Source organism: Demequina silvatica, assembly GCF_000971215.1.
GTDB classification, from domain to species: Bacteria; Actinomycetota; Actinomycetes; order Actinomycetales; family Demequinaceae; genus Demequina; species Demequina silvatica.
In genome coordinates, this window is record NZ_BBMA01000012.1 from 88760 (window position 1) to 113002 (window position 24243).

Genomic DNA, 24243 nt, shown 5'->3' on the forward strand with positions numbered 1-24243 from the left:
GAGGCGCCCCACCCGCTCCCGCATCAGCCTTCCGGCCCGGCGCTGAGGCTCAGGCCGCGGGGTCGGTGAGGTAGAGGCGCAGCGACAGCGCCTCCATGGTCTGCGTGTCGCCCGGGGCCACCACGGCCGCGGTGCGCTCGGCTAGGGCGTCCCACGCGCTGTCCCACGCGAGGTGCCACGGCGCGCCCTGGTCCTCGGGGATGCGGACGTCGACCGCGTGGTTATGGCCGTTGACGACCACCAGGGCGTCCGCCTCCGCGTCCCGGGACAGCGACCGCATGAACTGCACCACGCGCGTCTCGGGGTCCTCCCACCAGTCCTCGTCCTCGTGCTCGCCGTCGTGGCGGAACCACGCCGAGTCCGCGCGGTAGAGGCGGTCGGTGGGGTCCTCGTCGACGCCGTCGTAGAAGCGGCCGGGCCGCAGCACGCGGTTCTCGCGTCGCAGCCGGAGGAGCTCCGCGATGGACTCCCGCAGGTCCACCTGCCAGTCCTCGTGCTCCCAGTCGAACCACGAGATCTCGTTGTCCTGGCAGTAGGCGTTGTTGTTGCCGCCCTGGCTGCGACCGAATTCGTCGCCGCCCAGGATCATGGGCGTGCCCGCGGAGATGAGCAGGGTGCCCAGCATGTTGCGCACCGAGCGCCGGCGTGCGTGCAGGATCTCCGGGTCGTCGGTGTCGCCCTCGACGCCGTGGTTGAAGGAACGGTTGTTGTCCGTGCCGTCGCGGTTGTCCTCGCCGTTGGCCTCGTTGTGCTTCTGGTTGAAGGCGGTGAGGTCGTGCGCCGTGAAGCCGTCGTGCGCGGTGATGAAGTTGACCGAGGCGATCGGTCCGCGCATGCCGTAGGGCTCCGAGTGGCCGAACAGGTCCGAGGACCCCGCGATGCGCGTGGCGAGCTCCGGGGCGGTCGGGTGGTGGCGCTGCCCGGCCTGCGCGGCGCCCCACTGCAGCCAGAACGCGCGGGTGTAGTCGCGGAAGCGGTCGTTCCACTCGCTCATGGGCTGCGGGAAGTTGCCCACCTGCCACCCGCCGAGCCCGATGTCCCACGGTTCCGCGATGAGCTTGAGGCCGCCGAGCACGGGGTCGGTGATGAGGCCCACCAGGAACGGGTGGTCGCTCGAGAAGCCCTGCATGGTCCGTCCGAGCGTGGCCGCGAGGTCGAAGCGGAAGCCGTCGACGTGCATCTCCGTCGCCCAGTAGCGCAGCGAGTCGAGCGCCATCTTGGACACGAGCGGGTGCGCGAAGTCCAGCGTGTTGCCGGTGCCGGTGGTGTCGTCGTAGTGCTGCGGCGCGTGCACCTGGTTGCGGTAGTAGACGCGGTTGTCCAGGCCCTTCCAGGACAGCACACGGTCCGCGCCGGAGCCCTCGCACGTGTGGTTGTAGACCACGTCGAGGATCACCTCGAGGCCGCCCTGATGCAGAAGGTCGACCATGCCGCAGAACTCGTCCTGGACGGCCTGCGCGCCGGCGGCGCGGGCCGCCTCCGTCGCGTAGCCCGCGTGCGGCGCGAAGAAGCCGAGCGTCGAGTAGCCCCAGTACGAGTCCAGGCCGCCGTGCTCGAGGTGAGGCTCGGGCGCGAACGCGTGGACCGGGAGCAGCTCGACGGCGGTCACCCCGAGCGACGTGAGGTAGTCGATCGCGGCGGGGTGGGCGAGGCCGGCGTAGGTGCCGCGCAGCTCCTCGGGCACGCCCGGCATGGTCTTGGTGAAGCCCTTGACGTGGGTCTCGTAGATGACCGTGTCCGTCCACGGCACGCGCGGGTGCGGGGTCTGCCACGGGCCGGACGGCTTCTCCGTGACCACGGAGCGCGGCATCAGCGGGGCCGAGTCGGTGGCGTCGCGGGAGCTCAGCAGCGCGCGGGCGCCGGGCTCCGTCATGGGCGTGAGGCGGCCCTCGATCCCGCGACCGTACGGGTCGAGGAGCAGCTTCGCGGGGTTGTAGCGGTGGCCCTGCTTGGGCAGCCAGGGACCGGTGGCGCGGAAGCCGTAGCGCTGTCCCTCCTCGATCCCGGGGACGAAGGCGTGCCAGATGCCGTTGTGCGGGCCGTGCAGCTGGATCCGGGTCTCCGCGCGGTCGTCCGCGGAGAACAGGCACAGGTGCATCGCGGTGGCGTGCGCGGCGTAGACGGCGACCGTGGCGCCGCCCTTCACCAGGTGCACGCCGAGGCGATGGGCGTTGGGCGACGGCTCGACGGAAGGGGCGCTCATGTCCATATTGTGAGCCGTCAACGCGGCAACACCAGGATTTTCTTCCCGCGGCGGCGCGGTGGGGACGATGCGGGGCGTCAGCCGAGCATCGACGCGCGGTCGGCCACGTAGCCGGGGCGACCCTCGGGGACCACCGCCACGCCCTCGCGCGTGTACCGCTGCGCGAACACGAACGACCGGCTCTGGCCGCGCTCCTGCGCGATCACCATGATCGCGTGCTCGTCGCCGTCCTTGCCCGTGATGCGGCCGTCCCACAGCATCGCGACCCGCTCCGCGGTCGACTTCCCGGCCGCGGTGCGCGCCGCGCGCACCCCCGCGTCCACGGAGCCGCCGGTGAAGGTCTTGATGGTCCGCTCCCCGGTTCCCGTCTCCTCGACGAGCGACGCCGGGAGGCCCTCCGGCGTCGCGGCGGCTCGGATGCCGTGCTCGAGCACGGCGAACACCAGCGCGTGGAGCGTCTCGCCCCCGGGGATGCCGGCCATGGTCAGTCCTCCCTGTCGATGCTGAGGGACAGATCCTCCCACCGATCCACCTCGGCACCGAGCCGCGCGAGCTTCGCCCGAGTCTGCGTGACGGCGTGCGCGCCGCAGATGAGGTGAAGCGGCGGCTCGGGATCCTCCGCGAGGCGCAGCATCGCCTCGGCGGCGGCCGCGGGGGAGCCGGGCTGGTTCCCCGGGAGCGAGTGGATGCGGTCCCAGAACGGCCGCATCACGTCCGCGTAGTCCGGCAGGATCTCCTCGTTCTTCGCGCCGCTGGGGATCCACAGCGTGCGGATCGGGCCGGGCTCCAGCACCGTCACCCGGATGCCCAGGTGGCCCACCTCCGCGGCGAGCGCCTCCATGAAGCCCGACACCGCGAACTTCGACGCGCAGTAGTAGCCGAGCCCCGCGGACCCCCGCACACCGGCGATGGACGACACGGTGAAGACGTGGCCCGACCGCTGCGCGCGCAGGTGCGGCAGCAGCGCGGTGGTGACCTTCGCGGCACCCCAGAAGTTCGCGTCCATGACCTCCTGCGCGTCCGCAGGGTCGGACTCCTCGATGGTCGAGAAGTAGCCGATACCTGCGTTGTTGACCAGCACGTCGACCCGCCCGAACCGCGCCAGGGCCGCGTCGACCGCGGCGGCGATCGCCGCGTCGTCCCTCACCTCGAGCGGCAAAGCCAGGACCGTGTCGGGGAAGCGGGCGACCAGGCCGTCGAGCGTCTCGGGGCGGCGGGCGGTCGCGACCACCCGGTGGCCGGCCTCCGCGGCCCTCTCGGCCGTCGCGCGGCCGATCCCGGTCGAGCAGCCGGTGACGAACCAGACGGACATGTGCGCTCCTTCGCTGGGGGTCTCCCGCCACGCTAGCGCGCGCGGGTCCCGGGTCGCGCCGGCGCGCGAGTCTACTGGTAGCCCACTGTTCACCGTCGGGTCACGTGAGGTTCACCACGCCGACGCGAACTGTTCGCAGGGCCTGCATAGCGTCGAGCGCGTGACTCTCACACCATCCCCAGCCCTGCGCCGTGCGAGCGCAGCGTCCCTCCTAGGCGCCCTCGGCGTCTCCGTCCTCGCGGCGGTCCCGGCCACGGCCGCGACAACCGCGACCGACCTGTTCTTCTCCGAGTACGTGGAGGGGACCAGCAGCAACAAGGCGATCGAGATCTTCAACGGCACGGGTGCCGCGGTGGATCTGGCGGACTACTCCGTCGAGCTGTACTCGAACGGCCGCGTCGAGGCCGACGGCCCCACGGCCGCGCAGGCGCTGAGCGGCACGCTCGCCGCCGGCGACGTGCTGGTGATCACGCACGCGAGCGCGGGCGCCGCGCTCGCCGCGCTGTCCGACCTCACGTCGGGCGTGACCAACTTCAACGGCGACGACGCGCTGGTGCTCAAGCGCTCGGGCGCCGTGATCGACTCGTTCGGGCAGGTGGGCGTGGACCCCGGCACCGAGTGGACGGGCGGCGGGCTCGACGAGACGCTGACGCGCAACGCGGACGTCTGCGCGGGCGACACCGACCACCTCGACGCGTTCGACGCGTCGACCGGGTGGACGTCCTCCGCGGTCGACACGTTCGGCGGGCTCGGCTCGCACACGGCGGAGTGCGACGGCGGACCCGCCGTCGACGTCGCCCCGACCGTCGCGAGCGTCGCGCCGGCGAACGGCGCCATGGGCGTCGCGACCGACGTCGCGCCCGTGGTGACCTTCTCCGAGGACGTGGTGCTGAACGACGCGTTCTCGCTCGTCTGCGGCGACGACGACCTCGCGCTCGACGTCACCGGCGAGGGTGCCGCCTACACGGTGACCCCGACCTCCGCGATCGCCGAGGCGACCGGGTGCGAGCTCACCGTCGACGCCGGCCGCGTCGAGGACGTCGACGGCGACGCCGACGCGATGGCGGCCGACTTCGTGTCGACGTTCACCACCGTGGGCGCGGTCACCCCGATCTCCGCGGTCCAGGGGACCACGGACACGAGCCCGCTCGCGGGCACCACCGTCGCGATCGAGGGCGTGGTCGTGGGCGACTACGAGGGCGCGAGCGCCGACGGCGCGCTGCGCGGCTTCTACGTCCAGTCCCGCGACGCCGACCAGGACGAGGACCCCGCGACCTCGGAGGCGGTCTTCGTGTTCAACGCGGGCGCCGACGAGGTCGACCTGGGAGACGAGGTCTCCGTGATCGGCGCGGTCGCCGAGTACCAGGGCCAGACCCAGATCGCGAACGCCACGGTCGAGGTGCTCTCGACCGGCGCGAGCGTGACCCCGGCCGCCGTCGAGCTGCCGTTCGCGGACGCCGCGTTCGCCGAGCGCTACGAGGGCATGCTCGTGGAGATCGCGCAGGAGCTCACCGTCACCGAGACGTACCTCCTGGGCCGCTTCAACGAGGTCATGGTGGCCGGCGACGGCAAGCTCGACCAGCCCACCGCCGTGGTGGCGCCGGGCGCGGAGGCGGTCGCCCTTCAGGCGGCCAACGACCTCAACCGCATCAAGGTGGACGACGCGCTCAACGCGCAGAACCTCGACCCGATGGGCCTGGGCGGCGTGCCGCTGACGGCGGAGGACCCGCTGCGCAGCGGCGACACCGTCACGGGCCTCGAGGGCGTCTTCACGTACACGTGGGGCGGCGCCTCCGCGTCGCCGAACGCGTGGCGCGTGCGCCCCGTGAGCGCGGACGCCGGCACGCCGGACTTCCAGTCCGCCAACCCGCGGCCGACCGAGGCGCCCGAGGTGGGCGGCGACGTCAAGGTCTCGGCCTTCAACGTCCTCAACTACTTCCTCACCACCGGCTCGGGCGCGATCTGCGGCCCCGACGGCGCGAAGCAGGAGTGCCGCGGCGCCGACTCGGCCGAGGAGCTCGAGCGGCAGACCGACAAGCTGGTCGAGGCGCTGGTCGCGCTCGACGCCGACGTGATCGGCATGGCCGAGCTCGAGAACACCCCCGGGGTCGAGCCGCTCGCCGCGCTCGCGGCGGAGATGAACGCCGCGACCGGCACCGACACGTGGTCGTTCGTGGACACCGGCGTGGTGGGCACCGACACCATCCGTGTCGGCTTCCTCTACGACTCCGCCGTCGTCACCGAGGCGGGCGACGTCGCCGTCCTCGACGACTCGGTGGACCCGACGTTCGACGACGACAACAACCGCCCGTCCATCGCGCAGACCTTCGAGGACGGCGCGGGCGAGGCCTTCACGGTCGTCGCGAACCACTGGAAGTCCAAGGGATCGTGCCCGACGACCGGCGAGAACGCCGACCAGGGTGACGGTGCCAGCTGCTGGAACGGCGCGCGCACCGCGGCCGCACAGGCGGTGGTGAACTGGCTCGACACCTACCCGACCGGCGTCGAGGACGACGACTACATCCTCGTGGGCGACCTCAACTCGTACGGCCAGGAGGACCCGATCCAGGTGCTCCGCGAGGCCGGCTACGCCGAGCTCGCCGAGGACTACTCGTACGTCTACGACGGCCAGTGGGGCTCGCTCGACTACGCGTTCGCCTCGGCCTCGATGGCGGCGCAGGTCACCGACGCGCAGCACCTCCACATCAACGCCGACGAGCCGACCGTGCTCGACTACAACACCGAGTACAAGACCGAGGCGCAGCTCGAGGACCTCTACGCCGCGGACATGTACCGCACCTCCGACCACGACCCGGTCCTGGTCGGTCTCGAGCTGGGCCGCACCCGCGTCCAGGTGCTCGGCACCAACGACTTCCACGGCCGCATCCTGCCGACCCTCGCCAACGGCGAGGCCGGCGCCGCGGTGATGGCCGGTGCGGTCGCCGAGCTCGAGTCGAACTACGTCAACTCGGTGTTCACCGCCGCGGGCGACCTGGTGGGCGCGTCCACGTTCGAGAGCTTCATCTCGAACGACAAGCCCACCATCGACGCCCTCAACGCGATGGGCCTCGACGTCTCGGCCGTGGGCAACCACGAGTTCGACCAGGGTTTCAGCGACCTCACGGACCGGATCATGGCGCCGTACGACGCCACGGACAACCCGTTCGGCGGCGCCACCTGGGAGTACCTCGGCGCGAACGTGCGCAACGCGGAGGACGGCTCGGCCGCCCTCCCCGAGACGTGGATCGCGACCTTCGACAACGGCACCGAGACCACGGACGACGACGTGAGGCTCGGCTTCATCGGCGTGGTCACCGAGGAGACGCCCTCGCTCGTGTCGCCCGCCGGCATCGAGGGCCTCGAGTTCGAGGACGAGGCGGTCGCCGCCAACCGCGCCGCGGAGGCGCTCGCGGAGGAGGGCGTCGACAGCACCCTCCTGCTGGTCCACGAGGGCGCTCCCACCACGCGCTACGAGGACGCCGTCGACACGTCGAACAACTTCGGCAAGATGCTCTCCGAGCTCTCGCCGCGCATCGACGCCGTCATCTCCGGCCACACCCACCTCGCCTACAACCACCGCGTCCCCGTGGCCGAGTGGGCCGAGGAGGGACGCGCCGTCACCGAGCGCCCCGTGGTCTCCGCCGGCCAGTATGGCATGTACCTCGACCAGCTCGTGTTCGTCTTCGACGACGCGAGCCACGAGCTGCTGCGGATCGACTCCGACACGGTCAGCCTGACCGAGAAGGCGGACCCGGCCTGCACCACCTCGTGCGCGCTCGTGGGCGCCTTCGAGGCGGACCCCGACGTCCAGGAGATCGTCACCAAGGCCCAGGCGGATGCCGACGTGCTCGGCGCCGAGGTCCTCGGCGACATGGCCGATCCGCTGTACCGTGCGCGGACCTCGGGCGGCTCCTACGGCGGCACCCGCGGCGCCGAGTCGACGCTCGGCAACGCCGTCGCCGAGGTCCAGCGATGGGCGACCGAGGAGCTGGGCGCGGACATCGCGTTCATGAACCCCGGCGGCCTGCGCGCCGACATGATCGGCGGCAACGCCGACGGCACCGGCCCGATCACCTTCAAGCAGGCGGCGAGCGTCCAGCCCTTCGCCAACACGCTGGTGACCATGACGCTGACCGGTGAGCAGATCGCCGGCGTGCTCGAGGAGCAGTGGCAGCCCGCGGGCTCGTCGCGTCCGTTCCTGCGCCTCGGCGTCTCGGACGGCTTCGAGTACACGTACGACGCGACGGCCCCCGCCGGCGAGCGCATCCTCCAGATGTGGCTCGACGGCGAGCAGATCGCGCCGACCGACACGTTCACCGTCACGGTCAACTCGTTCCTCGGCAGCGGCGGCGACAATTTCGCCACCTTCGCCGAGGGCATGGACAAGGCGGACTCCGGGCGCATCGACCTCAACGCGATGGTCGACTACCTCGACGAGTTCGGCTCGCTCGGCACCGAGTACGACCAGCGTGCGATCGGCCTCCGCGCCGAGTCGCTCGAGGCGGCCGCGGGCGAGGAGCTCTCCTTCGACCTCACCTCGCTGATGTTCACGGCGGCGCCCGACCTCACCGACGACAACGTCGTGGTGAGCCTGGGCGGCGAGGAGCTGGGCACCTTCCCGGTGACCAACACCCTCCCGACCGACGCCCTGGACGAGCACGGCACGGCGTCCGTGACGGTCACCATCCCCGCCGGCGTCGAGGGGCTCCAGCTCCTCGAGGTCGAGGGCGACGTGACCGGCACGTCCTTCGCGATCGCGATCGACGTGACGGACGGCCCGGCGGAGTTCACCGCCGCGCCCGCGCCGACCATCACCGGCAAGGCGCGCGCGGGCCAGGTCCTGCGTGCCGAGACCGGCGACTGGGAGCCCACGCCTGAGGCGTTCGCGTACCAGTGGCTGCGCAACGGCGTGCCCATCGCGGGCGCGACCGAGGCGACGTACACGGTGACCGGCAAGGACCGCGGCAAGAACCTCCGCGTGAAGGTCACGGCGTCGCTCGACGGCTACGCCGACCGCACCGTGAAGTCGGAGCCGTTCGCGATCCCGCAGGTGTGGGCCAAGCCCGACCGCCCGGGCCTCACGGGCACCGTCAAGGTGGGCAACCGCATCGGCGTCGAGGCGGCCGGCTGGTCGCCCCGGCCCACCAAGGTCACCTACCAGTGGATGAAGGACGGGGACCCCATCAAGGGAGCGACCTCCGCGAAGTTCACGCTGCGCAAGGGTGACCGCGGTCACCGCATCAAGGTCAAGGTGACGGTCAGCAAGGCCGGCTACGTCGACGCCTGGGTGTACTCGCAGTCGCGGCTGGTGAAGTAGCCGCATCGACGGGCCGGGTTCCGGGGCGCGCAGCCTCGGGGCCCGGCCCTCGTCGCGTCACGGCACGGCCGGCAGGTCCTCGTCCGGGATCCACAGGGTGCCGTCCTCGGTCTCGACCCAGACGCCGTCCTCCGTCTGCCACGGCTGGCCGTCGGAGACCTCGACCCACGACCTCACGATGAAGGACACGACCAGGGCGAACATCACGAGGAACACGGACCCGAAGACGACCGCGATCACCAGCGCCACGCGCCGGCCCGCCGGCGACGGGACGCCCGGCGGCCCGTCGAGCGGCGCATCCCCGCCCGGGTGGCGCCGGAACGCGAAGGGCTGCGTCACGCCGGAGGCGGCCGCCGCATCGTCCCTCGCCTGACGCTGGTGCATCTGGGCGAGCTGCTCGTGCTGGAGGCGCGCCTGCTCCGCCAGGTGGTCGTTGTAGCTCTGGTCCATGCCCGCCCCCTCGCCGTTGCGCTCACCGTAGCGTCCGCGGGGCGCGCCGGGAAGGAGCAGGGAGGACGGCAGGGCGCGGTTCCTAGACTGGGCCGCGTGACCTACCTCGACCACGCCGCCACCACGCCGCTGCGAGACAGCGCCAGGGAGGCGTGGCTCGAGGCCTCGCGCGAGCTGGGCAACCCGTCGTCGCTGCACGCGGCAGGGCGGCGCGCCCGGGCGATCGTCGAGGACGCGCGCGAGCGCATCGCCGCCGCCCTGGGGGCCGACGCGCCCGAGGTGATCCTCACCTCCGGCGGCACCGAGGCGGACAACCTCGCGGTCAAGGGCCTCCACTGGGGCCGGGCCGCGCAGGATCCCGCGCGGCGCCGCCTCATCGTGTCCGCCGTGGAGCACCACGCGGTGCTCGACCCCGCGCGCTGGCTCGCGGGCCGCGGCGACGCGGAGCTCATCGAGATCGGGGTGGACCCTGCCGGCGTGATCGACCTCGACGCGCTCGACACCGCTCTCGACCATGAGGCCTCCGCGGTCTCGGTGATGTGGGCGAACAACGAGGTCGGCACGGTCCAACCCCTCGCGGACGTGGTCGCTCTCGCGGCCGCGCACGGCGTCCCCGTCCACGCCGACGCGGTGCAGGCGCTGCCGTACCTCGACGTGCACTTCCACCGCTCGGGCCTCGACGCGCTGACGGTGTCCGCGCATAAGGTGGGCGGCCCGGTGGGCGTGGGCGCGCTGGTCGCGAGGCGGGGCCTCCCGCTCGCTCCGCTCGCGCACGGCGGGGGGCAGCAGCGGTCGGTGCGGTCGGGCACGCTCGACGCGCCGGGCGCGGCGGCGTTCGCCGCGGCGGTGGACGATGCGGTGGCGGAGCGGGCGGCCGAGCGCGCCCGGGTCGAGCGGCTGAGGACGCACCTGGTGGAGGGGCTGCGTGCGCGCGTCCCCGAGGCGACCGTCACGGGACCCGTCGATGCCGCGCGGCGTCTGCCCGGCATCGTCCACTGCGTCATCCCGGGTGCGCGGGCGGAATCGGTGCTGTTCCTGCTCGACGCCGCGGGCGTCGCGGCCAGCTCGGGCTCCGCGTGCACGGCGGGGGTGGTGCAGTCGAGCCACGTCGCGATGGCGATGGGCTGGTCACCGGAGGACGCGGCGTGCACGCTGCGGCTCAGCCTGGGGCGGACCAGTGCGGAGGGCGACGTCGCCGCGGTGCTGGCCTCGCTGCCGGACGCGGTCGCCCGGGCGCGCGCCGCGTCGGGCCGGCCGGCCTGACGCGACGCGCGTGGCGCCCTCACCTCAGGGCGCGGTGCCGACGAGAGCGGAGGAGGGCTCGCCGGCCATCTCGTGGTCCTGCGTGCCGGCGCCGTGCGGGGCGGGCAGGATCCGGCCCAGCCACCGCGGCACCCACCAGGCGCGACGGCCCAGCAGCGCCATGAGCGTGGGCACCAGCAGCATGCGGATGACGGTGGCGTCGATGATGATCGACGCCGCGAGGCCCACGCCGAACACCTTGATCGTGGGATCCGCGTCGAGCACGAAGCTCGCGAACACGGCCACCATGATGACCGCCGCGATGGTGACCACGCGGCCCGAGGTGCGCATGCCCTCGACGATCGCCCCGCGCGCGTCGCCCGTCCGGTCCCCGTGCTCACGCATCGCGGTCACCAGGAACACCTCGTAGTCGGTCGACAGCCCGAACAGGACCGTGAACAGGATCATCGGCACGAACGCGTCGATGGGCACCGGGCCGTCGAGCCCGAGCAGCGACGCGCCCCAGCCCCACTGGAACACCGCGACCACCACGCCGTACGCCGCCGCCACCGAGACCAGGTTGAGCGCGGCCGCCTTGAGCGGGATGAGCACGCTGCGGAACGCCACGGTGAGCACCAGCGCCGCGCCGGCGACCACCGCCGCGACCACCCACGGCAGCCGCGCCGCGACCCGCTCCTCGAGGTCGATGCGCGACGCCGTGGCGCCGCCCACGTGCACCTCGGCGCCGTCGACGTCGATCGCCCGCAGGTCCTCGACCAGCTGCGCGGTGGAGTCCGCGTTCGCGTCGCCCGCCGGGGTGACGCGGGACGATGCGACGGCCGGGTCCGCGTCGAGCGGCACCAGGGGCGTGGCGGAGGCGGCGCCTGTGGCGGTGATGGCCTGCGACACCTCGACGAGGCGGGGGTCGTCGGCGCCGGTGGCCGGCGGGTCGAGCGCGACCGCGACGCTGAGGGTCGCGTTGGCACCCTCGCCGAAGCGCTCGGCGCGGAGGTCGTACGAGGCGCGCGACTGCGTGTCCTCGGGGCGGTCCCCGGGGCCGGTCATGCCGAGCGTGAAGGTGAGCGCGGGGGCGGCGAGCACGGCGAGCACCGCGAGGGCACCGAGCGTGCTGGCCCACGGGCGCCGGACCACGGCGCGCGCGACCCTGGCGATGCCGGCACCCTCCCGCGCGCCGCGCGACCGGCGGGTGGTGAGCCGGGGCCCGAGCACGGCGAGCAGCGCGGGCGTGAAGGTGAGCGCGGTGATCACCACCACGATCACCACGATCGCGGAGGCGTAGCCGAGCCAGCCGATGAAGGACACGCCCGACAGCGCGAGCGCGCAGATCGACAGCGCCACCGTGATGCCCGCGAACGCCGCGGCCGTGCCGGCGCTGGCCGCGGTGGCGACCACCGCATCGTCCACCGGGACGCCCCTGTCGAGCAGCCGCCTCATGCGTACCACCTGGAAGAGCGCGTAGTCGATGCCGACCCCCAGGCCGATCATGGTCGCGAGCGTCGGGGCGATCTCGGGGATGGTGGTGGCGTGCGAGAGCAGGCCCAGCGAGGCGATGCCGGCGGTCACCGCCACGATCCCGGCGACGAGCGGCGTGGCCGCGGCGGCGACGGCGCCGAGGCCCAGCCCGAGCGCGACGATCGCGACGGCGATGCCGACCAGCTCGCTCGCGCGGGAGTGGTCGAGGTCCATCGCGCGTGCCAGCTCGCCGGCGTACGCGACCTCCCAGCCGTCGGCGGAGGCGTCGGCGGCGACGTCCTCGAGGTCCTCGAGCTGCGCGTCCGTGAGGGCGTCCGTGTCGATCGGCATCGAGACCGACACCGCGGTGCCGTCGGGGGACAGCGCGCCCGTCGCGGCCGCCCGTTCGGGCTGGTCGAGGGGGTTGACGAGGGGGTCGTCGAGCGCCGAGCCCGCGGCGGCGGACACGTCCTCCACGAGCGCGTCGACGCGCGCCGCGGCCTCGGGCGCCGCGAGGGAGTCGGGCGCGGCGACGATCATGCTCGAGCCCGCGCCCTCCGAGGCGTCGGCGAGAAGCGCCGCCGCGGCCTCCGAGTCGGAGCCGGGGATCTCGAGCTCGTCGGAGTAGGCGCCGCCCAGCGCGCCGAACGTCAGCGCGAGGGCGATCACGAGAGCCGCCCAGGCGGCGAGGACGGTGCGCGGGCGTCGCGCGGCGAGGCGGGCGAGCGCGGTGATGGCGTGGGTCATGAATCCTCCAGGGGCGTGCAGTCGTGGGAGTCGGGGGAGACGGTGAAGGCGAGGCGGACGCCGTCCGCGGTGACGGCCGCGGCGTCGACGCCCACGCCGGGGCAGCGGTCGCCGAGCGGCCGGTCGAGGGTCATGGTCGTGCGGTCCCCCAGCACCAGGGCCGCGGGCACCTGGAGGCCCGCGGCCTCGACGGACAGCACGGTCGCGGTGAGGGACGCGTCCGCGGCGGACAGGCCCACCCAGACGGTGGCGGGCCGGCCGGCGGCGCCCAGCGCGACCTCGAGGCCGAGCGCGCCGTCGGTCAGCGTGACGCCGTCGAGGTCGACGCCGGCGGCCTCCGCGAGCCGCGGCGCGAGCAGGTCCTCGACCGCGGGCGCGTCGAGGGTGACGGCGACGGGGACGCGGCGCGTGGCGAGGGCGAGCAGCGCCGAGCTGCCGACGAACTGCGGGGGCGTGGACGCGGTCGGGGACGCGAGGCGGGAGTGGATCGCGGCGCGCGCGGCGATCTCACCGGCCGCGAGAGCGGCGCCGACCACGCCGACGATCACGATCGCGGTGAGGGTGCGAGGGGGCATGGCCCCACCTCATCGCGCGGGCCTGATGGTGCCCTGATGCGATCCTGACGGTTCGCTGACGGTCAGGGCGTCAGGGCGTCAGGGTGTCAGCGAGTGGGTGCGTCCGCCCCGGGCAGCCACAGCCGGAAGGTCGCTCCCGGCGCCCGGTCGAGCAGCGCGACCCGTCCGCCGTGTGCGCGCGCGACGGCGCTCACGATCGCGAGCCCCAGGCCCGAGTGCCGCGGATTGCCCGGCGCCCCGGAGAAGAAGCGGTCGAACACGCGGTCGCGGAGCTCCGGCGGCACGCCCGGTCCGTGGTCCGAGACCTCCACCGCGACGCCGCCGTCCCGCGCCGCAACGGTGACCTCCACCGCGACGCCGCCGTGCTGGACGGCGTTGCCGACCAGGTTGCGCAGCGCGCGCCGCAGCGCTCCCGTGTCCCCGGCCATGGTCGGCAGCCCGGGCGCGACGGCGCACGTGATGCACGCCTCCGGCGCGACCACGGCGGCGTCGGCGACCACCTCGCGCGCGAGCGCACCCACGTCCACGGGCTCGCGTGGGCCGGTCGGGTCCGCGTCGAGGCGCGCGAGCAGCGCGAGCTCGTCCACGATCCCGGCGAGCTCCTCGGCCGCCCCGACCACGCGCTCGATCGCGTGCCGCGCGCGCGGGTCCGCGGGGTCGGCGTGGAGCGCCACCTCGCCCCAGCCCTGCACCTTCGCGACGGGGGTGCGCAGCTCGTGGGAGGCGTCGGCGACGAAGTCGCGCACCGCGCGCTCGGCCTCCGTACGGCGGCGGAGGGCGTCGTCGACGGAGGCCGCCAGGATCGCCGTCTCGCGGAACGGCCCGCCGTCGGGGAGCGGCTCGGGCTCGCCCGTGCGCGCGATCCGGGCCGACGTCGCGGCGATCTCGCGCACCGGGGCGATGGACCGGCGCACCACCGCGCGCGCGACCAGCGCGAGCGCCACCGTCGCGATGACCGCCACGACCACGGCGATGGCCGACACCCGCGCCACCGTGGCTCGGTCGGACGTGACGTCGAGCGCGACCAGCACCCGATCGACCTCGATCGCGTCGCCCGAGGCGTCCGTGAGGCCGAGAGCCTCGGTCTCGATCACCCGCGCGACGTAGGTCCGGTCGCCCGACTCGAAGCGGACCTCGGGGCCCGGCGCCGCGTCGACCGGCAGCCGGGAGATGTCGAGCGCGTCGGGGGCGATCGCGGTGACAGCCCCGTCCTCGGCGACGAAGGCGATCGCGCCGCCGGTGGGGAGCACGCGGGACACCCGGGCCTCGTTGAGCGTGGTGCCCGCCGCATCGGCGCGCTCGACGGTGGTGATCGCGGCGTCGAGGTTATCCGACGTGGCGCCCCGCAGGTGCAGCGCGAGCACCAGCACGAGCGCGCCGGTGACCAGCAGCAACCCCACCGCGAGCACCGCCACCACGCGCACCACCAGCGTGCGCTCGAGCGAGCGCGCCTGCGTCACGCGGGATCCCGCAGGACGTACCCGAACCCGCGCACGGTGCGGATGAGCTCGGGCTCGCCCAGCTTGCGCCGCAGCGTCGACACGAACCGCTCGACCACCTGGCCGTCCCCGCCGAAGTCGTACCCCCAGATCTCCTCGAGCAGCTGCGCCTTCGACAGCACGCGGCCCTCGTTGCGCACCAGGTGCTCGAGCAGGCGGAACTCGGTGGGGGTGAGGTCCAGGCGGACGCCCCCGCGCGACGCGGTGACGGCGTCGAGATCGATGACGAGGCCCGCGATCTCGAGCGCGGCGACGGTGGCGAGCCCGCCGCGACGGCGCAGCACGGCCTCCACGCGCGCGAGCAGGGTGGAGACGCGGAAGGGCTTCCCGACCACGTCGTCGGCGCCGCCGCGAAGGCCGCGCACGTGCTCGTCCTCACGGCCGTCCGCCGTCACGATGATGACCCCGACGTCCGCGTGACGCGCGGCGAGATGCGACACCAGGTCCTGACCCGACCCGTCGGGCAGCCCCAGGTCGACGAGCGCGAGATCCGGAGCGTCCGCGCGGAGCGCGTCGCGCGCCTCGGCGATCGAGCCGGCGACCCGGACCGTGTGGCCGGCCATCCCCAGCACTGTCGCCAGCAGGTCGGCCATGTCGGGGTCGTCCTCGACCACCAGCACGGATGCCTCTGCCACGGCGCCTCCCCGACCTCGCGATGCGGTCCAGTATGGCCCGTGCCCGTGCGGCGACCGCCCACGTACACTTGACGGGTTCCGAACCGGGAGGCCCTGATGCGCGTGCTCGCAGCCCTGTCCGGCGGGGTCGACTCCGCCGTCGCGGCCGCGCGCGCGAAGGACGCGGGCCACGACGTGGTGGGCGTCCACATGGCGCTGTCCCGCTCGCGCGCGGAGCATCGCAGCGGCTCGCGCGGCTGCTGCAGCCTCGAGGACGCGAACGACGCGGCGCGGGCCGCGGACAGGCTCGGCATCCCGTACTACGTGTGGGACCTGTCCGACGAGTTCCACGACACCGTGGTCGCCGACTTCCTGTCCGAGTACGCCGCGGGCCGCACCCCCAACCCGTGCGTGCGCTGCAACGAGCACATCAAGTTCGACACCCTGCTCGAGCGCGGCATCGCGCTCGGCTTCGACGCGGTGTGCACCGGCCACTACGCGCGGATCGACCTGCGCGAGGACGGCGTGCGCGAGCTGCACCGCGCCGCGGACGCCGCCAAGGACCAGAGCTACGTGCTCGCGGTCATGGGCGCGGACCGCCTGGCGCGGGCGATGTTCCCGCTGGGCACCGTCGCGTCGAAGGCGGAGGTGCGCGCGGAGGCCGTCGCGCGCGGGCTCGGGGTGTCGAACAAGCCCGACTCCTACGACATCTGCTTCGTCGCCGACGGCGACACCAAGGGCTTCCTCGAGCGCGAGCTGGGGGAGAGGCCGGGCGAGATCCTCGACGAGCACGGCGCCGTCGTGGGCGCCCACACGGGCGCGTACGCCTTCACGGTGGGCCAGCGCAAGGGTCTGCGCCTGCCGCGCCCGGCCGCGGACGGCGCGCCTCGCTACGTCACCGGGATCGACACCGCGCGCAACGTGGTCACCGTGGGCCCCGAGACCCTGCTGAGCGTGCGCACCCTGGTCGGCGAGGACGTGGTGTGGCTCGCCCCCGACGTCCCGGCGCGCGAGGACACCGCGGTCGAGGTGCAGGTGCGCGCGCACGGCGCACCCGTCGCGGGCACCGTCCGGAGGGACGATGCGCGGGTCACCGTCGCGCTCGAAGAGCCGATGCGCGGGGTCGCCGCGGGCCAGTCGCTGGTGATCTACCAGGGATCACGGGTGCTCGGCCAGGCGACGCTCGCGCGCTAGGCGCCCGCGCCCTCAGCCGGCGTACGGCTCGAGGTCCTCGTCCTGCACCAGGAACACCTCGTCCCACTCGTTGAGCACGCATCCCGCGGGGATCGTCACCCCGGTGGCGGTGGTCGCGTCGACGAACCCGCCGCCTGCGGAGATGGCGTCCCCGACCGCGTACGTCGCTCCCCCGTAGGACAGGTATCCGGCCCGCGAGTCCCACGTGGCGAGCGATCGCGGGAACGCCGAGACGGCCTCGCCTACGTAGAGGCAGCCGCCCTCGAGGCGCAGCTCGCCCTCGAGCAGCGCCGCCATCCCGCCGTCGCGCGGGTCCCAGTCGTAGCGCGCGACCGGGCTGTCGGGGTCGTCGATGTCCTGCTGGGCCGGGCCGGCGCATGCCGCGCACGCCGCGCTCGCGACGAGCATCGCCCCTGCTAGGAGAGCCCTCATGGGTCGATCATCGCGGGGCCACCCGGCCCCGTCCAAGGGGCGCACGGTCACGATCAGGTCACCCCCGCATCGTCCCCCGTGCCGGCCGCGCCGCGTGTTCGTAACGTTTCGGCCACGAAACTGTCACGCGCGGTCGAAACGGTTTGACAGCGTCCGGGGGTGGGCAATACGTTGATCGCGATGCGAGAGAGCGCTCTCACAACGAGAGCGCTCTCACGGTCACCGCACAGCAGTACGGACACACACAAAGGAGTGAACGTGAGCCTCTCACGACGCAAGACCACGTTCGGGTTCGCCGCGGGAGCCGCGACCCTTGCCATCGCGCTCGCGGGCTGCGGCTCGTCGAGCGAGCCCACCTCGTCGAACACGGCCACGGCCGGCGGCGGCAGCGGCGATGAGCCCGTCACCCTGACGCTGGCGACGTTCAACCAGTTCGGCTACTCGGCCGACTCCGAGGGCGGCGCGGACTACGCGTACGACCTCATCGCGGAGTACGAGGAGCTGCACCCGAACGTCACGATCGTCTACAACGTCGCCGACACCTCGAACACCGCCCGCGAGAACTTCTTCACGAAGCTCGGCCCCGGCGGCCTCGCGGACGTCGAGGCGATCGAGGTCGACTGGCTGCCCGAGGCCATGCAGTACTCGGACATGCTCGCGGACCTCACCAACGCGGACCTCGACGGCAACTGGCTCGACTGGAAGGTCCAGGCCGCCACCGACGCCGACGGCCGTCTCATCGCGTACGGCACCGACATCGGCCCCGAGGCCATCTGCTACAACGTGGACGCCTTCGAGGAGGCCGGCCTGCCGACCGACCCGACCGAGGTCGCCGCCGCGATCGACGGCGACTGGAGCAAGTTCTTCGACCTCGGCGCGCAGTACACCGAGGCGACCGGCAAGGGCTTCTACGAGGAGAACGCCGCCGTGCTGCAGGGCATGATCGGCCAGCTCGAGGCGCCCTACGAGGACCCGGCGACCGACGAGATCGTCGCGCTCGACAACCCCGAGGTCAAGGCCGTCTACGACGAGCTCACCGCCGCGTCCGAGGCGGGCCTGTCCGCCGGCCTCCAGCAGTGGGGCGACGACTGGGCGGCCGGCATGGCCAACGGCGACTACGCCGTGACCCTGTGCCCCGCGTGGTTCCTCGGCGTCATCGAGGGCAACGCCCCCGAGGGCAACTGGGACATCGCCAACGCGTTCCCGAACGGCGGCGGCAACTGGGGCGGCTCGTACCTGACCGTCCCGGCCAGCGGCGCCAACGTCGAGGCGGCGACCGAGTTCGCCGCGTGGCTCACCGCCCCCGAGCAGCAGGCCAAGGCGTTCGAGAACGTCGGCGCCTTCCCGAGCTCGCCCGACGCCGCGGCCTCCGACGCCGTGCAGAGCTACACCCGTGAGTTCTTCAACGACGCGCCCGCCGGTGAGATCTACGCCGAGCGTGCCGCCGCCGTCACGGTGTCGCCGTACAAGGGTTCGCACTACTTCCAGGTGAACGACGCCATGGTCAACGCGCTGCGCCGCGTGGACGAGGGCACCATGAACGCCGCGGACTCGTGGGCCCAGTTCGAGGCCGACGTGCAGGCGATCGGCTAACACGCTGAACGGTGCGGGCCGCTCCCTCGGGGGCGGCCCGCACCCGTCACCCGCACCGTCATGACCAGAGGAACCACCGCATGACCACCACGCAGCCTCAGACCGAGGCCTCGACCACCCCCCAGCCACCGCGCAGGCGCGCCCCGCTCACGTGGCGCCAGCGCCTCGGCCGCTGGGACGTGAAGCTCTCGCCGTACCTCTACATCGCCCCGTTCTGGATCGTGTTCGCCGTGGTCGGGCTCTTCCCGATCGTGTACACCGCGTTCATCTCCTTCCAGGACTGGGACCTGGTGCGCAACACCGGCACCATGACCGGCTTCGACAACTTCGCCTTCGTGCTCCAGGACCGCGAGTTCTGGCTCTCGCTGCGCAACACGTTCTCGATCTTCGTGCTGTCCTCGGTGCCGCAGATCATCATCGCCACCTTCATCGCAGCGATGCTCGACAAGAACATCCGCGCCAAGACGTTCTGGCGCATGGGCGTGCTGCTGCCCTACGTGGTCGCGCCCGTCGCGGTCGCGCTGATCTTCTCCAACATGTTCGGCGACAAGTACGGCCTCATCAACGGCGTGCTCGGCGACCTGGGCATCGCGCCGATCGCCTGGCACGTGGATGTCATCCCCAGCCACTTCGCGATCGCGACCATGGTCAACTTCCGCTGGACCGGCTACAACGCCCTCATCCTGCTCGCGGCCATGCAGGCCATCCCGCGCGACCTCTACGAGGCCGCCGCGATCGACGGCGCCGGCACGCTGCGCAGGTTCTTCTCCGTCACGCTTCCGCAGATCCGCCCCACCATGATCTTCGTCATCATCACGTCGACCATCGGCGGCCTGCAGATCTTCGACGAGCCGCGCATGTACGACACCAACGGCCAGGGCGGCTCCAACCATCAGTGGGAGACCATCACGCTGTACCTCTACAACATGGGCTGGGTCGACTTCGACTTCGGCCGTGCCGCGGCGGTCGCGTGGATCCTGTTCATCATCATCGTCGCCTTCGGCCTGTTGAACTTCGCCGTGACGCGGCGGTTCATCGCGGGCGACGCCGCCGTCAAGGCGACGAAGGTCAAGAAGGTGAAGAAGTGACCACCATCACCAACCCCCTCACGCGCAAGAAGAAGGCGGGCGCTGCGGCCGTCTCGACCATGCGCCCCGGCTGGTTCGTCTACGCCTCGCTCGCGGTGTTCCTCATCGCGTCGGTGTTCCCGTTCTACTGGTCGTTCCTCATCGCCTCCGGCGACCGCTTCACCATCAACGACCCGAACATGTCGTGGTTCCCCGGCGGCAACTTCCTCGCGAACGCGGCCACCGTCATGAACAACCCGGCGGTCAACTTCTGGAAGGCGCTGAGCAACTCGATCATCGTCTCCACCACCATGGCCGTCTCGACCGTGGTGCTGTCGACGCTGGCCGGCTACGCGTTCGCGAAGCTGCGCTTCAAGGGCTCGGGCCCGCTGCTCGTCGCGGTCGTCGCGACCATGGCGGTGCCCGTCCAGCTCGGCATCGTGCCGCTGTACATCCTCATGCAGAAGTTCGGCTGGACCGGCTCGATCGGCGCGGTCATCATCCCGGGGCTCGTGACGGCGTTCGGCGTGTTCTGGATGACCCAGTACATCTCGCAGTCGCTGCCGACGGAGCTCATCGAGGCGGCGCGCGTGGACGGCTGCTCGATGATCCGCACGTTCTGGCACGTGGGCCTGCCGGCCGCGCGGCCCGCGGCGGCCATGCTGTTCCTCTTCACGTTCGTGACCAGCTGGAACAACTTCATGTGGCCGTACATCGTCCTCGACTCGCAGAACCCCACGCTCCCGGTGTCGCTGTCGATCCTCCAGGCGAACTACTTCGTCGACTACTCGCTCGTGCTCGCGGGCGTGCTGCTGGCAACGGTGCCGCTGCTCCTCCTGTTCATGTTCGCCGGGCGTCAGCTGGTCTCCGGCATCATGGCGGGGGCGGTGAAGGGCTAAGCGGCGATGCCGCGCGTCGTCAGCGGGCATGGGGCCCTCTCCGCGAGGATGGTCCCATGCCCGTCGATGAGGATCCCAGCGTGACCGCCCCCGGGCGGCACATGGCACCCACGCTCGAGCTCGTCGCCGCGCGTGCAGGTGTGTCCCGCGCGACCGTGTCGCGCGTGGTGAACGGCTCGACCTCCGTGTCGCCGCCGATCGCCGAGGCGGTGCGCCGCGCGGTCGAGGAGCTGGGCTACGTGCCCAACCGCGCCGCGCGGTCCCTCGCCAGCCACCAGTCGCAGGCCATCGCGCTGGTGGCGCCCGAGGACGTCACCCGGTTCTTCGGCGACCTGTTCTTCGCGGACATCGTGGCGGGCATCGACACCCGCCTCGAGAACAGCGACTACGTCCTCAACCTCATGATCGCCAACAACGATCCGAGCGGGAAGACCATGCGCTACCTCGGCGGCGGCGCCGTGGACGGCGCGCTGGTGGTCTCCCACCACACCTCGGACCGCTTCCTGAGGTGCATCACCGAGACCCTGCCCGTGGTCTTCGGTGGCCGCTCCGCCGTGCCCGAGCTCGACGCCTACGTGGTCGACGTCGACAACGTCTCGGGCGCGGAGATCGCGACGCGTCACCTGATCGAGCGCGGCTGCCGCCGGATCGCGACCATCGCAGGCCCGCTCAACATGCGCAGCTCACTGGACCGCCTCGAGGGCTGGCGTCGCGCGCTCGACGCCGCCGGGGTCGAGGCCGGACCGGTGGTCGACGGCGACTTCACCATGCTCGGCGGCGCGGCCGCGATGCGGGAGATCCTCGACTCGCGCCACACGGTCGACGGCGTGTTCGTCGCCTCGGACCTCATGGCCTCGGGCGCGGTGCAGGTGCTGCTCGAGCGCGGGATCGCGGTGCCCGACGAGATCGCGATCGTCGGCTTCGACGACAGCGCGGCGGCGCTCGCGACCGGCGTGCCCCTCACCACGGTCCGTCAGCCGATGCGGGACATGGGCTGGCACATGGCCGACATGCTCATCCGGCTGCTCACGGGCGAGGCGACGGTGCCGCGCGAGCTGATCCTGCCGACCGAGCTGGTGGTGCGCGAGTCCGCGTAGGGGCGGCACCGCGCGCGGCCACGGCTCAGGCCGGCCCGAGCCCTCGGGTGAGGAGCGCCCACGCCGCCTCGACGCGAGCGTGGCGCGTGTCCGCGGGTACGCGCGCGACCAGCGCGGCGATCATGCCGATCGCGAGGATCACGTCCTCGACCGTGGTCGCGGGCGCGAGGGTGCCGTCGCGGTGCGCCTGCTCCACCTTGGGCGCGAACGCCGCCATCACGCGGTCCTCGAGAGTGCGCAGCGCGGGATCCTCCTCGCGCGCGAAGTAGGTGATGACCGCGGCGTTGCCCTCGAGCTGGTGCGTGACCAGGTCGATGAGGTCGCGCAGCTCCGTACCCGGGCGGCCGGCGAGGCTCTCGATCTCCGCCAGGTTCTCGTCGAACACCGCGAACGCGAGCGCCTCGCGCGACGGGAAGTGGCGGTACAGGCTCGCCTGTCCCACGCCCGCGCGCCTGGCGACCGTCGAGATGGGCCCCTCGACGCCCTGCTCCGCGAACACCTCGCGCGCCGCCGCGACCAGCGCGGCCCGGTTCTCGGCAGCGGCCCCTGGCCCGCGGTTCGACTTGGTCGCCATGGACCGAATGTATAGGCTGAAGCAACCGGACACTGTTGTCCGGTGCGAGCCGAGGAGCGACACATGGATGCGGCACAAGCGAGCGGTCACGGACCGCTGACCGCCGCATCGTCCCTCCGTCCCGGCCGCCCGCTACCCCGGACCACCGCCGTCCCGGCCCCGCCGCCCGCGCGCGCGTGAACCACCCCTGAGGAAAGGAACCCCCATGTCCACCCCTGTCCCCACAGGCGACTCGAAGGTCGCCGACTGGCTCGCCCACCCCGTCGCCGGCGACGTGATGCGCGAGATGCTCGCCCAGGGCGGCCAGAGCGAGCGCGCGCTCGCCCCCGTCAAGCGGTTCTCCATGAACAAGCTCATCAAGATCAGCGGCGGCCGCTTCCCGCAGGAGATGCTCGACGGCATGATCGCCGAGACCGAGCGGCGCATGGCCGGCGGCGCGGCCCCCGTGGCGGCGCCCGCGCCGGTGGACGATGCGGCGGCCGGGTCGGGCGCCGCGGCACCGGTGGAGGCCCCCGAGTGGGTCGAGCGGATCACCGAGGGTCGCTTCACCGGCAAGACCGTGATCGTGACGGGCGCCGGATCCGGGATCGGCCGCGCGACGGCGTCGCGGGTGGCCCGCGAGGGCGGCCGCGTGATCGCGCTCGACATCTCGGAGCAGCGCCTCGCCGAGTTCAAGGCCGAGCACGACGGCCTCGACATCACCGCGGTGACCGCCGACGTCACCGAGGACGAGGACATCGCCCGCGTGCTCGAGGCGGCGGGGGAGCGCGTCGACGCGCTCGCCAACGTGGCCGGGATCATGGACAACATGTCGGGCATCGCCACGGTGACCGACGAGATCTGGGCGCGCGTGTTCGCCGTCAACGTCGAGGGCGTGATGCGCCTGTCGCGCGCGGTGATCGGGCGGATGCTCGAGGCCGGGCAGGGGTCGATCGTCAACATCGCGTCCGAGGCGGGCCTGCGCGGCTCGGCAGCGGGCGTCGCGTACACCGCGTCCAAGCACGCGGTGGTCGGCCTGACCAAGTCGACGGCCTTCATCTACGGACCGAGCGGCATCCGCGTCAACGCGGTCGCCCCGGGGCCCGTCATCACCAACATCGAGGCGCGCTTCGACGACGAGCTCGCGCAGGACCGCATCATGGCGGCCATGACCGTGCTGCCCACGCCGGTCACGCCCGACCAGCTCGCGGCGTCGATCTGCTTCCTGCTCTCGGACGACGGCGTCAACCTCAACGGCGTCATCATGCCGTCGGACGGCGGCTGGTCCGCGGTCTGATCGCGCCGTCGCGCGTCGCGAGGGTCCCGGGGCGATCGCCCCGGGACCCTCGTGCATGCGGGCGGTCCTTCCTACGATGGGGCGCATGATCGTCACGCATCGAGGGAAGTCGCCGTCCATCGACCCGACCGCCACGGTCGCCCCCACCGCCGTGGTGTGCGGAGACGTGGTGCTGGGCCCTGGGGTGCGGGTGCTGCACGGCGCCGTGCTGACCGCGGAGGACGGGCGGATCGTGGTGGGCGAGGACACCGTGGTGATGGAGAACGCGCTGGTGAAGGCGCGTGCGGGGCACGACGTGCGGATCGGCGACGCCGTGGTGCTGGGTCCCCACGTCCACGTCAACGGCGCCGAGGTGGGCGACGAGTGCTTCATCGCCACGGGCGCCGCGATCTTCCCCGGCGCGGTGCTGGCGCACGGCTGCGAGGTGCGCATCCGCGGCGTGGTGCAGGTCAACACCCATCTGCCCGAGGGTGCGATGGTGCCCATCGGCTGGATCGCCGCGGGCAACCCGGCGAGCACGCTCCCGCCCGACCGTCACGAGGAGGTGTGGGCCATCCAGCAGCAGCTCGACTTCCCCGGCACCGTGTACGGGGTCGACCGCGGCACCACCATGCGCGAGCTCCTGCGCCGTCAGAGCGAGTTCTACGGCGCGCACGCCGACGACGAGATCATCGGCTGA

Annotated in this window: 19 protein-coding genes; 9 read left to right on the forward strand and 10 right to left on the reverse strand. The window is 72.7% G+C overall.

The features are described 5' to 3' along the window. Window positions 1–49: 49 nt before the first annotated feature. The 3 genes from glgX to AOM05_RS13520 form a co-directional block, all read right to left on the reverse strand. Window positions 50–2203: a glycogen debranching protein GlgX gene (gene glgX / locus AOM05_RS13510; RefSeq protein ID WP_062523187.1), complete on the reverse strand. Its 2154-nt coding sequence runs from the start codon at window positions 2201–2203 to the stop codon at window positions 50–52. Window positions 2204–2280: 77 nt separating this feature from the next. Then, complete coding sequence (locus AOM05_RS13515) at window positions 2281–2685, reverse strand: hypothetical protein (protein ID WP_062523113.1); 405 nt, start codon at window positions 2683–2685, stop codon at window positions 2281–2283. A gap of 2 nt (window positions 2686–2687) precedes the next feature. Further along, entirely contained in the window at window positions 2688–3515 is an 828-nt protein-coding gene (locus AOM05_RS13520) for an oxidoreductase (RefSeq protein WP_062523115.1), read from the reverse strand. 160 nt (window positions 3516–3675) lie between these two features. Between AOM05_RS13520 and AOM05_RS13525 the strand changes: the two genes are divergently transcribed. After that, window positions 3676–8832 carry an ExeM/NucH family extracellular endonuclease gene (locus AOM05_RS13525; protein ID WP_062523117.1) on the forward strand — a complete coding sequence of 1719 codons (5157 nt, stop codon included), beginning with the start codon at window positions 3676–3678 and terminating at the stop codon, window positions 8830–8832. A 57-nt stretch (window positions 8833–8889) separates the two neighbouring features. On the opposite strand, the gene AOM05_RS13530 is transcribed toward AOM05_RS13525, so the two are convergent. Continuing rightward, entirely contained in the window at window positions 8890–9282 is a 393-nt protein-coding gene (locus AOM05_RS13530; RefSeq protein WP_062523119.1) for a hypothetical protein, read from the reverse strand. Between the two features lie 96 nt (window positions 9283–9378). Here AOM05_RS13530 and AOM05_RS13535 point away from each other — a divergent pair, with 96 nt between their 5' ends. Continuing rightward, a complete protein-coding gene (locus AOM05_RS13535; RefSeq protein ID WP_156165202.1) occupies window positions 9379–10545 on the forward strand; it encodes a cysteine desulfurase family protein in 1167 nt (388 codons plus the stop codon). A gap of 24 nt (window positions 10546–10569) precedes the next feature. Here the strand turns inward: AOM05_RS13535 and AOM05_RS13540 are convergent, their stop codons facing one another. From AOM05_RS13540 to AOM05_RS13555, 4 genes are all read right to left on the reverse strand, one after another. After that, on the reverse strand, window positions 10570–12744 hold the full coding sequence (locus AOM05_RS13540) for an MMPL family transporter (protein WP_062523122.1): 2175 nt from the start codon (window positions 12742–12744) through the stop codon (window positions 10570–10572). Next, window positions 12741–13319, reverse strand: a complete 579-nt coding sequence (locus tag AOM05_RS13545) for a hypothetical protein (protein WP_062523124.1) — start codon at window positions 13317–13319, stop codon at window positions 12741–12743. Before AOM05_RS13545 ends, AOM05_RS13540 begins: the two co-directional genes overlap by 4 nt. 86 nt (window positions 13320–13405) lie before the next feature. Beyond that, window positions 13406–14779 (reverse strand): sensor histidine kinase, encoded by a 1374-nt coding sequence (locus AOM05_RS13550; RefSeq protein ID WP_062523126.1) that lies wholly within the window; start codon window positions 14777–14779, stop codon window positions 13406–13408. Continuing rightward, entirely contained in the window at window positions 14776–15453 is a 678-nt protein-coding gene (locus AOM05_RS13555; RefSeq protein WP_228373311.1) for a response regulator transcription factor, read from the reverse strand. The genes AOM05_RS13550 and AOM05_RS13555 overlap by 4 nt, the downstream gene beginning before the upstream one ends. Before the next feature lie 96 nt (window positions 15454–15549). On the opposite strand from AOM05_RS13555, the gene mnmA reads away from it, so the two are divergent. Further along, window positions 15550–16626 (forward strand): tRNA 2-thiouridine(34) synthase MnmA, encoded by a 1077-nt coding sequence (gene mnmA / locus AOM05_RS13560; protein WP_062523129.1) that lies wholly within the window; start codon window positions 15550–15552, stop codon window positions 16624–16626. A 12-nt stretch (window positions 16627–16638) separates the two neighbouring features. Here the strand turns inward: mnmA and AOM05_RS13565 are convergent, their stop codons facing one another. Next, window positions 16639–17058, reverse strand: coding sequence for a hypothetical protein (locus AOM05_RS13565; protein ID WP_156165203.1), 420 nt, complete (start codon window positions 17056–17058; stop codon window positions 16639–16641). Between the two features lie 258 nt (window positions 17059–17316). On the opposite strand from AOM05_RS13565, the gene AOM05_RS13570 reads away from it, so the two are divergent. The 4 genes from AOM05_RS13570 (at window position 17317) to AOM05_RS13585 (ending at window position 21714) form a co-directional block, all read left to right on the forward strand. Further along, entirely contained in the window at window positions 17317–18651 is a 1335-nt protein-coding gene (locus AOM05_RS13570) for an ABC transporter substrate-binding protein (protein ID WP_062523133.1), read from the forward strand. 80 nt (window positions 18652–18731) lie between these two features. Next, window positions 18732–19739 carry a carbohydrate ABC transporter permease gene (locus AOM05_RS13575; protein WP_062523135.1) on the forward strand — a complete coding sequence of 336 codons (1008 nt, stop codon included), beginning with the start codon at window positions 18732–18734 and terminating at the stop codon, window positions 19737–19739. A gap of 59 nt (window positions 19740–19798) precedes the next feature. Next, a complete protein-coding gene (locus tag AOM05_RS13580; protein WP_082097570.1) occupies window positions 19799–20617 on the forward strand; it encodes a carbohydrate ABC transporter permease in 819 nt (272 codons plus the stop codon). A 56-nt stretch (window positions 20618–20673) separates the two neighbouring features. Further along, window positions 20674–21714: a LacI family DNA-binding transcriptional regulator gene (locus AOM05_RS13585; protein ID WP_228373312.1), complete on the forward strand. Its 1041-nt coding sequence runs from the start codon at window positions 20674–20676 to the stop codon at window positions 21712–21714. Window positions 21715–21739: 25 nt separating this feature from the next. Here AOM05_RS13585 and AOM05_RS13590 read toward each other — a convergent pair whose 3' ends face one another. Then, on the reverse strand, window positions 21740–22288 hold the full coding sequence (locus AOM05_RS13590; RefSeq protein ID WP_062523137.1) for a TetR/AcrR family transcriptional regulator: 549 nt from the start codon (window positions 22286–22288) through the stop codon (window positions 21740–21742). 205 nt (window positions 22289–22493) lie between these two features. On the opposite strand from AOM05_RS13590, the gene AOM05_RS13595 reads away from it, so the two are divergent. Together AOM05_RS13595 and AOM05_RS13600 are read left to right on the forward strand one after the other, a co-directional pair. Continuing rightward, window positions 22494–23564, forward strand: a complete 1071-nt coding sequence (locus AOM05_RS13595) for an SDR family NAD(P)-dependent oxidoreductase (RefSeq protein WP_062523139.1) — start codon at window positions 22494–22496, stop codon at window positions 23562–23564. An 85-nt stretch (window positions 23565–23649) separates the two neighbouring features. Beyond that, window positions 23650–24243 carry a gamma carbonic anhydrase family protein gene (locus AOM05_RS13600; RefSeq protein WP_062523141.1) on the forward strand — a complete coding sequence of 198 codons (594 nt, stop codon included), beginning with the start codon at window positions 23650–23652 and terminating at the stop codon, window positions 24241–24243.

Excerpts from the sequence above, each read along its gene's own strand:
- AOM05_RS13600 (WP_062523141.1), top strand. The coding sequence starts at position 23,650 with ATGATCGTCACGCATCGAGGGAAGTCGCCGTCCATCGACCCGACCGCC.
- AOM05_RS13580 (WP_082097570.1), top strand. The coding sequence starts at position 19,799 with ATGCGCCCCGGCTGGTTCGTCTACGCCTCGCTCGCGGTGTTCCTCATC.
- AOM05_RS13565 (WP_156165203.1), bottom strand. The coding sequence starts at position 17,058 with ATGAGGGCTCTCCTAGCAGGGGCGATGCTCGTCGCGAGCGCGGCGTGC.
- AOM05_RS13545 (WP_062523124.1), bottom strand. The coding sequence starts at position 13,319 with ATGCCCCCTCGCACCCTCACCGCGATCGTGATCGTCGGCGTGGTCGGC.
- AOM05_RS13540 (WP_062523122.1), bottom strand. The coding sequence starts at position 12,744 with ATGACCCACGCCATCACCGCGCTCGCCCGCCTCGCCGCGCGACGCCCG.
- AOM05_RS13530 (WP_062523119.1), bottom strand. The coding sequence starts at position 9,282 with ATGGACCAGAGCTACAACGACCACCTGGCGGAGCAGGCGCGCCTCCAG.
- AOM05_RS13595 (WP_062523139.1), top strand. The coding sequence starts at position 22,494 with ATGTCCACCCCTGTCCCCACAGGCGACTCGAAGGTCGCCGACTGGCTC.
- AOM05_RS13585 (WP_228373312.1), top strand. The coding sequence starts at position 20,674 with ATGCCCGTCGATGAGGATCCCAGCGTGACCGCCCCCGGGCGGCACATG.
- glgX (WP_062523187.1), bottom strand. The coding sequence starts at position 2,203 with ATGAGCGCCCCTTCCGTCGAGCCGTCGCCCAACGCCCATCGCCTCGGC.
- AOM05_RS13575 (WP_062523135.1), top strand. The coding sequence starts at position 18,732 with ATGACCACCACGCAGCCTCAGACCGAGGCCTCGACCACCCCCCAGCCA.
- AOM05_RS13590 (WP_062523137.1), bottom strand. The coding sequence starts at position 22,288 with ATGGCGACCAAGTCGAACCGCGGGCCAGGGGCCGCTGCCGAGAACCGG.
- mnmA (WP_062523129.1), top strand. The coding sequence starts at position 15,550 with ATGCGCGTGCTCGCAGCCCTGTCCGGCGGGGTCGACTCCGCCGTCGCG.
- AOM05_RS13515 (WP_062523113.1), bottom strand. The coding sequence starts at position 2,685 with ATGGCCGGCATCCCCGGGGGCGAGACGCTCCACGCGCTGGTGTTCGCC.
- AOM05_RS13520 (WP_062523115.1), bottom strand. The coding sequence starts at position 3,515 with ATGTCCGTCTGGTTCGTCACCGGCTGCTCGACCGGGATCGGCCGCGCG.